Origin of the sequence: Ameyamaea chiangmaiensis (genome assembly GCF_013376175.1) — a bacterium.
Lineage (GTDB): Bacteria > Pseudomonadota > Alphaproteobacteria > Acetobacterales > Acetobacteraceae > Ameyamaea > Ameyamaea chiangmaiensis.
In genome coordinates this window covers 1-9648 of record NZ_JABXXR010000110.1, presented here as the reverse complement: position 1 = coordinate 9648, position 9648 = coordinate 1, and the positions used below count along the sequence as shown (strand labels likewise).

7 protein-coding genes and 1 pseudogene are annotated in these 9648 nt (G+C 67.2%); 3 read left to right on the top strand and 5 right to left on the bottom strand.

Annotation, left to right across the window (positions count from 1 at the left end; translation table 11 throughout):
* Window positions 1-1585, bottom strand: a 1585-nt coding sequence (locus tag HUK82_RS12125; protein ID WP_176614210.1) for an ABC-F family ATP-binding cassette domain-containing protein, incomplete at its 3' end; no start/stop codon positions are given.
* A 162-nt stretch (window positions 1586-1747) separates the two neighbouring features.
* Here HUK82_RS12125 and ndk point away from each other — a divergent pair.
* Entirely contained in the window at window positions 1748-2170 is a 423-nt protein-coding gene (ndk, locus tag HUK82_RS12120; RefSeq protein WP_176614209.1) for a nucleoside-diphosphate kinase, read from the top strand.
* A 148-nt stretch (window positions 2171-2318) separates the two neighbouring features.
* Window positions 2319-4007: a SulP family inorganic anion transporter gene (locus HUK82_RS12115; protein ID WP_176614208.1), complete on the top strand. Its 1689-nt coding sequence runs from the start codon at window positions 2319-2321 to the stop codon at window positions 4005-4007.
* Here the strand turns inward: HUK82_RS12115 and HUK82_RS12110 are convergent.
* The 4 genes from HUK82_RS12110 to purM all read right to left on the bottom strand — a co-directional run bounded on the left by HUK82_RS12110 (window position 3982) and on the right by purM (window position 9042).
* Window positions 3982-4827 carry an EamA family transporter gene (locus HUK82_RS12110; RefSeq protein WP_176614207.1) on the bottom strand — a complete coding sequence of 282 codons (846 nt, stop codon included), beginning with the start codon at window positions 4825-4827 and terminating at the stop codon, window positions 3982-3984. The genes HUK82_RS12115 and HUK82_RS12110 overlap by 26 nt on opposite strands.
* A gap of 81 nt (window positions 4828-4908) precedes the next feature.
* Window positions 4909-7131 carry a TonB-dependent receptor gene (locus HUK82_RS12105; RefSeq protein ID WP_176614206.1) on the bottom strand — a complete coding sequence of 741 codons (2223 nt, stop codon included), beginning with the start codon at window positions 7129-7131 and terminating at the stop codon, window positions 4909-4911.
* Between the two features lie 157 nt (window positions 7132-7288).
* The gene (purN, locus tag HUK82_RS12100; RefSeq protein ID WP_176614205.1) at window positions 7289-7912 is read right to left on the bottom strand and encodes a phosphoribosylglycinamide formyltransferase; all 624 of its coding nucleotides are present in this window, start codon (window positions 7910-7912) and stop codon (window positions 7289-7291) included.
* Window positions 7912-9042: a phosphoribosylformylglycinamidine cyclo-ligase gene (gene purM, locus HUK82_RS12095; RefSeq protein ID WP_176614204.1), complete on the bottom strand. Its 1131-nt coding sequence runs from the start codon at window positions 9040-9042 to the stop codon at window positions 7912-7914. Before purM ends, purN begins: the two co-directional genes overlap by 1 nt.
* A gap of 22 nt (window positions 9043-9064) precedes the next feature.
* Between purM and HUK82_RS12090 the strand changes: the two are divergent.
* Window positions 9065-9648 (top strand): annotated as a pseudogene (locus HUK82_RS12090) (hypothetical protein); the annotation flags it as partial.

Sequence of the window (9648 nt, the reverse complement as noted above, 5' to 3'; positions counted from 1 at the left end):
CCGGTCGGTTGGCGGCCCGTGCGCGCTCGATCAGCCAGCTACGGTAATCGGCCATGTCGCCATCAAAGCTCTCGACGCGGCCGTCGGCGACCAGCCACAGCCGGTCGGCCACGGCCTCGACCAGATGCGGGTCGTGGCTGATCAGCAGGACCGCGCCGTCAAACGCGGCCAGCGCCCGGGTCAGCGCGTCGCGGGCATCGAGGTCGAGATGGTTGGTCGGTTCGTCGAGGATCAGAAGGTGTGGCGCATCGCGGGTGGCCAGTGCCAGCAGCAGGCGCGCCTTCTCGCCGCCCGACAGGTCGCCCACACAGGTCTCCGCACGGTTGGCGTCCAGCCCGAAGCGGGCCAGCTGGCTGCGCACCGCGGCGGCGGGCGCGGTCGGCATGGCGCGGGCCATATGGTCGATCGGCGTGTCGTCGAGCCGCAGTTCCTCGGACTGATGCTGTGCGAAATAGCCGACTTTCAGACGCGGGCTATGCTGCGTCGTGCCCGCCATCGGCTCCATCCGGCCGGCCAGAAGCTTGGCCAGCGTCGACTTGCCGTTGCCGTTGGCGCCCAGCAGGGCGATGCGGTCTTCCATGTCGATCCGCTGCGAGAGATTCGACAGGATGGTCCGCCCGTCATAGCCGATGGACACGCGATCGAGCGTGATCATAGGCGGCGGCAGGGGCCCGGGTTCGGGGAACTCGAAACGGGTGGGCGTGTCCTCGACCACGGAGTCGATCTGTGGCAGTTTTTCGAGTGCCTTGAGCCGTGCCTGGGCCTGTTTGGCCTTGGTGGCCTTGGCGCGAAAGCGGTCCACGAAGGACTGCATGTGCGCGCGACGTGCCGCGATGCGTTCGGCGGCGCGGTTCTGCTGCAGGGCCTGTTCGGTGCGGATCCGGACGAACTCACTGTAACCGCCCGGCGTCAGTGAAATCTTTCCGCGATCGAGGTGGGCGATTGCGTCGACCGAACTGTCCAGCAGGCCGCGATCGTGGCTGACGATGATGCATGCGCCCCCGAAACGCGCCAGCCAGCCTTCGAGCCAGAGCGTGGCTTCGAGGTCGAGATGGTTCGTCGGCTCATCCAGAAGCAGCAGGTCCGGATTGAGGAACAGGGCGGTCGCCAGGGCGACGCGCATCCGCCAGCCACCGGAGAAATCCGACACCGGGCGGCTCTGTGCGGCTGCGTCGAAACCAAGGCCGGACAGGATGGCCGCCGCGCGGGCCGGTGCGGCTTCGGCGTCGATGGCCAGCAGGCGTTCGTGAATGTCGGCGATGCGGGTGGCGTCTATCGCGGTTTCGGCCTCGGCCAGCAGGGCCGTGCGTTCCAGATCGCCGGCCAGAACCGTCTCCAGCAGCGATCCATCGCCCGAGGGCGCTTCCTGGCGGATGCGCGCCATGCGGGCCCGGGACGACAGGCGCATCGTGCCGCCATCGGGCGCGATGTCGCCGGCGATGGCCGCCAGCAGGGTGGACTTGCCCACGCCGTTACGGCCGACCAGCCCGATCTTGCGACCGGGATCGACGGTCAGGCTTGCGCCGTCGAGCAGTGTTCGCCCGGCGATGCGCAGGACGAGGTCGGAGATGACAAGCAGGCTCACGGGGACAGAACTCCGGATGCGGGGCGGATCGGCGTTAAATCTTCGTGACGGTACCTACCAGTGAAGCGCGATTTGCTCTAGATGCCGCGCAGGACTGTGTGTCCGACGCTCCGCGTGGCCGCAAGGGCAGGGGCGGACACGATCATATCAAGGAGCCGTCCCATGGCTGTCGAACGTACCCTTTCCATCATCAAGCCCGACGCGACCCGCCGTAATCTGACCGGCAAGATCAATGCCGTGTTCGAGGACGCCGGCCTGCGCATTGTCGCCCAGAAGCGCATCCGCCTGACCGACGCACAGGCCGGCGCGTTCTACGCCGTGCACAAGGACCGTCCGTTCTACGGCAGCCTCGTGTCTTCCATGACGACCGATCCGGTGGTCGTGCAGGTTCTCGAAGGCGAGAACGCAGTCCTGAAGCACCGCGAAGTGATGGGTGCGACCAACCCGGCACAGGCTGCCGAGGGCACCGTCCGCGCGCAGTTCGCCGAGAGCATCGAGGCGAACTCGGTCCACGGCTCGGACAGTGCCGAGAACGCCGCCATCGAGATCGCGTTCTTCTTCTCGCAGATCGAGATCGTCGGCTGATTCCGGCCGGCCCGCTTCGGCGGGCCGTTCGCGGGGCTGCGCATGCGGCTCCGTTCCGCGTCGTCGCGGCCTGGATGTGCTGACACCCTGTCGCGCGCCTCTTATGGGTGCGGTCCCGGTCACGTGGGACGCCGAGTAGGGAGTGAGCATGCCCGAACCCAACACCCCCAGCCCCACGTCCTGGTGGCGCGACACGCTCGCTGGGTTGACGCAGGCGTCGATGACGCTGCCGCAGGTTCTGGGCTACACGCGCATCGCGCACACGCCGGCGGCCGCCGGGCTTTATACTCTTATCCTTCCGCTTCTGGGATTCGCGGCGTTCGGGTCGTCCCGCCATCTGGTGGTCGCGGCGGACTCGGCGACCGCGGCGATCTTTTCAGGCGCGCTGGCCCCTATGGCGCCCCCGGGCAGCGCGCATTATCTCGCCCTTGTCGGGGCAACTGCCCTGATGACGGCCGCATTTCTGTTGGTCGCACGGCTGGCACGGCTTGGTTTTCTGGCCGATTTCATGGCCGAGACGGTACTCGCGGGCTTTCTGACAGGCGTGGGCGTGCAAGTCTCGGTCGGCATGCTGCACGATATGCTCGGCCTTGAATCCCACACGACCAACGCCCTGCGCCAGATCGGGGAGCTGGCCACGACGCTCCGTTCCACCCACGGACTGGATGCCGGTATCGCGGCCCTGGTCGTCGCGGGTGTTTTCGTCGGCCGGGCGCGTTGGCCCCGCGCGCCGGTGCCGCTGGCGATCGTGATCGCGAGTATCGGGGCCAGTGCGGCGTTCGGGCTGGACTCACGCGGCGTTGCGACGCTCGGGGCTGTGCCGGGCGGTCTGCCGCGCCTCGGGTGGCCCGACATCGGCTGGAACGAGATGCTTGCCCTGGCGCCGGTCGCGGCGTCGTGCGTCTTTGTCATCATCGCGCAGAGTGCCGCCACCGCCCGTGCCTTCGCCGGGCGTTTCGGCGAACAGGTCGACGAGGACGCCGATATCTTTGGGCTTGGTGTCGCCAACGCGCTGGCGGGCGTCAGTGGCGCCTTCGTCGTCAACGGCAGTCCCACCGCAACCGCGCTGTCGGTTCAGTCCGGCGCGCGCAGCCAGCGGGCGCAGGTCGTCGTGGCGATCGTCACCGGGCTTGTTTTACTGTTCGCGACGGGACCGCTGCGCGACCTGCCCCGGTGCGTGCTGGCGGCGCTGGTCTTCACCGTGGCCATCGACATGATCGCGTGGCGGACGCTGCGGGCCATTCGCGCGGAAAGCCCCGGCGAATGGCGCCTGGCACTGGCGACGGCGGCGACCGTGGTGGCCGTGGGGGTGCAGCAGGGGATTTTCCTGGCCATCACGCTGTCGCTGTTCCGCCATGTCCGCCACAGCTATCGCCCGCACACGATGGTGTTGCAGCCGTCCACGGCGGAGCATGGGCTGGAGGCCGTCCCCTGTCGTCCGGGGCTGGAGACCGAGCCGGGGATGATCGTCTATCGCTTCGGCGCGGATCTGTTTTACGCCAACGCGGCCCGCTTTACCGGGGACGTGTCCGCATTGGTGGCCAGGGCGCCGCACCGCGTGCGCTGTGTGATCGTGGACGCCGGGGCGATCACCGATATCGATTACGCCGCCGCCCATGCGCTGCGCGCACTGATCGCGCCGCTTCAGGCATCGGGCGTGACGGTGCTGTTCGGCCGGGTGTCGGGCTATCTGCGGGCGGACATGCGACGGCATGAACTGACCGATGTGGTGGGCGAGGCGCACCTTTTCGACGAACTGCATGTCGCGCTCGCGGCGGCGCGCGCGTTGCGCGACGTGTCGTCGGGCGCTCCTAGCCCGCCCCCAGCCGCAGAATGATCGCGCCCGCACAGATCAGAACGGCCGCCGCAACCCGTCGTCGCCGGACCGGCTCATGCAGCACCAGCGCCGAGATCGCGACGCCGAAAACGATCGACGTCTCGCGCAGGGCCGCGATCACGGCCACCGGCGCCCGTGTCATGGCCCACAACGCCAGACCGTAGGACGCAAGGGTACCGGCGCCCCCGGTCAGGGCGGCAGCACCATTGCGCGACGCGTAGGCGACCAGCGCGTCGCGTCGGACGATGACGGCCCAGCCGAGAAGCGGCACACCGGTCAGGATCGACAGCCACAGCGTGTAGGCCGCGGGCGCGCCGGACAGACGAACCCCGGTGCCATCGACGAGCGTGTATCCGGCGATGACGACGGCGTTGATCAGCGCAATGGTGGTGCCAGCGTGGCCGTCCTTCCGGCGTTGTCCTCCCGTCATGCACAGGATGCCCGCGCAGATCGTGGCAACACCTGCCCATGCCTCGGTCGATAAGGCATCGCGGCCGAGGCCCAGCGTCGTGGCCGTCGCGACCAGTAGAGGTGCGGTCCCGCGCATGAGGGGGTAGGTCTGGCTCATGTCCGCGAGGTGGTAGGCGCGGGCGACGAGCGCGAAGTAGACAACCTGAAGCAGGCTGGAGGTGGCGAGGTAGGGCCAGCTTGCGCGCGCGGGGGGCGGCAGGAACGGCACGCAGAGCAGCCCGAGCACGGCGGCCGCCGTGGCGACCAGCACCGTGGTCAGAAGCGTGTCGCTGCCGCGCTTGACGATGGCATTCCATGTGGCGTGCAGGGAGGCTGCGAACAGGACGACGGCGAAGACGACGGGAGACATGGCGCGTGTGGGCCGCCGGCTGTTGTTTCGAACGCCAACCGTCTTGCCCTTGGGCGACTCTGTCAACCGAGGGGCAGGGCGTCAGAACTCCGTCACAGCGGCGTAGAACACGCCGCGCCGTTGTCCGTATTGCGCCTGGTACACGCCAACCCCGCTGCCGTCGCGCAATTGATAGTGATGGTCGAAAAGATTGAGAACATCGATACGAAGTTTGATATCGTGACCAAACGGTGGTCGTGTCCAGGTATATTGATAACCGGCATTGAAGATGGCGTAGGCGGGTTCCTTGTCAAGGTTCGCAAAACCACTGCGCAGGCCATTGCCGTAGAACATATCGAGAGAGACCAGATGATGGCGGCCGCTGTACGAAGCGCCGGCCGATGCCGTGTAAAGCCCCTGATGGTCGAGCTGGATCACGTGGGACGCGATGTAGGTCAGTTCGATCGCCTCGAACTGATATTCAGCAGAATTGATCTCCCGCGCCGACGTTTTCACATACGAGAAATTGGTGAAGACCGACCACGGGCCATGACGCCAGGAATTGCCGATTTCCGCGCCATAGACCTGCCCGCGGCGATAGCTGAACGGCGCCAGTATGACGGCGCGCCCGACCTGCCCCAGATCGGTGAGGTTGTGCGCCCATTTTGAAAACGCGTCGATCGTGATCTGATCGTCGCGGGTGACGTGCTGAAGCAGTCCGGCGTCGATATAATGCGATGTTTCGACCCGCGTCGGCGTATCCGTCAGGTTTGCCGCTGCGTTCGTGGTGCCGCCAAACGCGGCCAGTGTCGACGGGTGAATGTACTGCGGCGATGGCGGTGCGAAAAAGCGCGCATAACCGAGATGAAGCGTCGTTGCGGGCGTGGCTTTCCAGACCAGATTGGCACGGGGGCTGAGCTGCCCCTGCTGCCCGAAGGAAGACGCGAAACGATCATAGCGCAGGCCTACATTCAGGGTCAGCGTGCGTGTGATGCGATATTCGTCCTGGAGATAGGCCCCTGCCTCTACCGACCAGTTTCCGGTATTGTCGATTATCCTCCGGGGTGTGGCGCTGGTCTGCACGCCCACGTCGTCAACCGGCAAGACAAGCGAATTGGTGTCCAGCCGTTCGGCGGTATAGTGCCCCAGAAGTCCGGCGCGGATCGTATGGCGGGTGCCGCTGTCCCACGACAGGTCGAGTTGCAGGCCGCCCGTGGTGAAATCGTTGATTTCATGTTCCGCGACGCCCTGAAAGACGAGGTCGCGCACCGGATCGGGCGTGTAATCGATGCGGCCGTACCGGAAATACGGCGATACCTGAAGATTCACGCGCTCTCCGGTGCGTTGATAGGACAGGACCGCATACGCGTTCTGTTCGGTCTGTCGGTCGTCCAGGTCGCGCGAGCGCGGGGCCGCCGTGTCGGTCGAGACACCGTCGATCCGAAAAAGCGCGGGAAGATTCGGTGTGTTGGGCAGTTCAAAGTCGGCCTGCGAGAAACTTGTCAGCAGCGAGAGGCGGCTTTGATTGTCCAGTCGTTCGGACAGGTAGCCGAACGCCTTGATCTGCTGGGTCAGGTCATGGATCGGCCGAAAGGTGTCGGTCGGATTCTCGATACCGATGGTGTTGCGGTTGTACGACACGGTGGCGAAATAATCGAGATGTCCTGTTTGACCGCCAAGCTGAAGCGACGGCGTGACGGTGTTGTAGCTTCCACCATACAGCGAGAGCTGGCTGTGTTTCAGCGACGCCCCGCTTTTGGTCGCGACATCCACCACCCCTGCGGTGCGAAACCCGAACTGGGCGGGCAGGGTGCCGGTCAACAGGCTGACGGTCTGGATGATCCGCGTGTCGAGTTCCTGTCCGAAACCGTTCAGTCCCTCGGGTAGAAGCACGCCGTTCACCCGGTAGGTCAGGCCGCCATGTTCGCCCCGCACGTGCACCTCGCCATAACTGTCGAGCACGACACCGGGCATCCGCAGCATGATCTGGCTGAACGGTGCGTTCTGGCCTTGGGGGGTTGCCGTGATCTGGCGTTGGTCGATCCCGTAGGACACGGCGCCCAGGGCCGGCGACAGGCGTCCACGGGCCTGATCCAGATGCCCGACGACGGAGATCGCCTCGGTGGCATGGGGCGGCGTGGACGCCGGCCGGGTTTTCGGCGTGCGAGGGTTGGGAACCGTGGCCGGCGCAGGGCTTGTCGCGGCGGCGTTGCCTGGGACGAGGACGGTCGATGCCAGCAGGGAGAGCAGGGGCCAATGGAGATGGCGGCGCCAAAATGCACTCCACTCCACAATATAGCAGTTACTATGCTGTGTTCGCGACATATCCGCCTGCCTCCGCCTGTCAGGAACCGGGACGCGCTCCGGGCGTCCGAGGCCACGACATAGCGTGAGCGCGAACAAATATGCAATATGCTATATTAATCACCCGCAGGGAGCACGCGCTCGGTGCTAGCCCGCCCCATGGCGCGCCTGATCGAGGTCAGGCGCTCAGCAGCGCCATGTCCGCATTGGCGGTCGGGGGGGTGTGATCCGGATCGACCATGCGCCGAAGCGCGGCGGGGTAGAGGCGGTGTTCCTGCACCAGAACGCGCGCGGCGAGTGTCTCCGGCGTGTCGCCCGGCAGCACGGGCACGGCGGCCTGTGCGACGATCGGGCCTTCATCCATGCCTTCGGTGACAAGATGCACGGTGCATCCATGCAGACGCGCGCCCGCGCCCAGCGCGCGCTCGTGCGTGTGCAGCCCGGGGAACGCCGGCAGCAGGCTGGGATGGATATTGAGCATCCGGCCAGCCCAGGCGCCGGTCAGGAAGGGGGTCAGAAGACGCATGTACCCCGCAAGGCAGACCAGTTCGACGCCCGCGTCCCGCAGCGTCGCATCGATCGCACGCTCATGCGCCTCCCGATCACGGCCGAAGGGCGTGTGGTCGATGGCGGCGATGGCGAGCCCCGCCTGGCGCGCGGCATCGAGTCCCGCCGCGTCGGGGCGATTGGACAGCACGAGCGCGATGTCCGCCGGGAACCCGGGATCGCGGCAGGCGTCGATCAGCGCGCTCATGTTGCTGCCGCGCCCGCTGATCAGGATGGCGATTCGCCGCTTGTGCATCAGACCCCGGCCCGGAAGGCGGGGTGTGCGGACAGGCGCAGGCTGGCGGGTGCCTGTGCGTCGGACGCGGCGTCCAGACGGCCGATCCGGTAGGCATCTTCGCCCATGGCGGCCAGTTCGGCCAGGACCCTGTCCGGCTCGGGGGTGATCAGCACCATGCCGACGCCGCAGTTGAACACGCGAAGCATCTCGTCGGTCGCCACCTGCCCTGTCTCGGCCAGCCAGCCGAAGACGGGCGGGATCGGCCACGCGGTGCCGTCGATCACCGCGTCACATCCCTTCGGCAGGACGCGCGGCAGATTGCCGGGCAGGCCACCGCCGGTGATGTGGGCGGCGCCATGCAACAGACCGGCGCGATGCAGCGCGAGCACCGGCTGGACATACAGCTTTGTCGGCACCATCAGCGCCTGCGCCAGCGTCCGGTCCGGCGCGAAGGGGGCCGGGGCGTCCCAGCCGAGCCCGCTGTTGCGCACGATCGCGCGGACCAGCGAAAACCCGTTGGAGTGCACGCCGCTCGACGGCAGGGCGATCAGCGTATCGCCCGGGCCGATGGCGCCGGGCAACAGGGCCGAGCGCTCTGCCGCACCGACCGAGAAGCCGGCCAGATCGTAATGTCCGGCGGCATACATGCCCGGCATCTCCGCCGTCTCGCCACCGACCAGCGCACAACCGGATTCGGCGCAGCCGCGCGCGATGCCGCGAACGATCGAGGCCGCGTCCTCGACGGCCAGTTTGCCGGTCGCGAAATAATCGAGAAAGAACAGCGGTTCCGCACCCTGGACCACCAGATCGTTGACGCACATGGCCACCAGATCGACGCCGACGTCCGTATGCAGGCCCGTTTCGATGGCGATCATCAGCTTGGTGCCCACACCATCGGTGCACGACACCAGCACGGGGTCCGTGAACCCGGCGGCCTTGAGGTCGAACAGCGCACCGAAGCCGCCCAGGCCGCCCATCGTGCCGCGTCGGTCGGTCGCGCGGGCGGCCGGTTTGATCGCCTCGACCAGCGCATCGCCCGCCTCGATATCGACACCGGCATGGCGGTATGTGGCGCCCCCCGACGAAGCCTTGGCGGCGGGTCCGTTGGCGGGGACGCCCGTGCTGTCGGACGAAGGCGGGATGCTCATGGGGTGGCGGGCCCTTTTTGGCTTGCCCCGACTCGTTCTGTTCCGCTTTTGTGCGCGTGCGGCTCAGACGGGATCGGGCCGGGATGTGGTCTTCGGCCCCTCTTTAGGGCAGGTCGCGCGCGCGCGCAAAGCGATGGTGCAGGTCTTGATGCAGAAACGGCACGAGCAGGCGGCCTTTGCCGCCACAGGCGCCGGGCAACTTGCCCTGCCGCTCGACCGCGCGGAGGATTTCACCCGCGCGGGTTTCATCTGTGCGCCCTCGAACCTTGAAGCGCGCGCCTGGCTTGGCCACGAGCGCTGGCCGGAGGGGCGTCTGGTGCTCTGGGGTGATGGCGGGTCGGGCAAGACGCATCTTTTGCGCCTGTGGGCTGCGCGCGGCGGTGCGGGGGGCATGATGCTGTGCGAGGGGCCCGCGCTGTCGCAGGGCGATGTGCCCGCGTTGCTCGACAACCCTTGCGGCATTGCGCTTGACGATGCCGATCGCGTGCCGTGCGAGCGTGCGTTGCTTCACCTGCTCAATGCGGCGCGCGAGGCGGCGGTGCCCGTCCTGATGGCCGCACGGCTTCCCCCGGCGCGCTGGCCCGTCGTGCTGCCCGATCTGCAGAG

What these genes read in the sequence shown, in the direction of transcription:
- ndk (WP_176614209.1), top strand. Translation starts at nt 1,748, where the DNA reads ATGGCTGTCGAACGTACCCTTTCCATCATCAAGCCCGACGCGACCCGC.
- HUK82_RS12115 (WP_176614208.1), top strand. Translation starts at nt 2,319, where the DNA reads ATGCCCGAACCCAACACCCCCAGCCCCACGTCCTGGTGGCGCGACACG.
- HUK82_RS12110 (WP_176614207.1), bottom strand. Translation starts at nt 4,827, where the DNA reads ATGTCTCCCGTCGTCTTCGCCGTCGTCCTGTTCGCAGCCTCCCTGCAC.
- HUK82_RS12105 (WP_176614206.1), bottom strand. Translation starts at nt 7,131, where the DNA reads ATGTCGCGAACACAGCATAGTAACTGCTATATTGTGGAGTGGAGTGCA.
- purN (WP_176614205.1), bottom strand. Translation starts at nt 7,912, where the DNA reads ATGCACAAGCGGCGAATCGCCATCCTGATCAGCGGGCGCGGCAGCAAC.
- purM (WP_176614204.1), bottom strand. Translation starts at nt 9,042, where the DNA reads ATGAGCATCCCGCCTTCGTCCGACAGCACGGGCGTCCCCGCCAACGGA.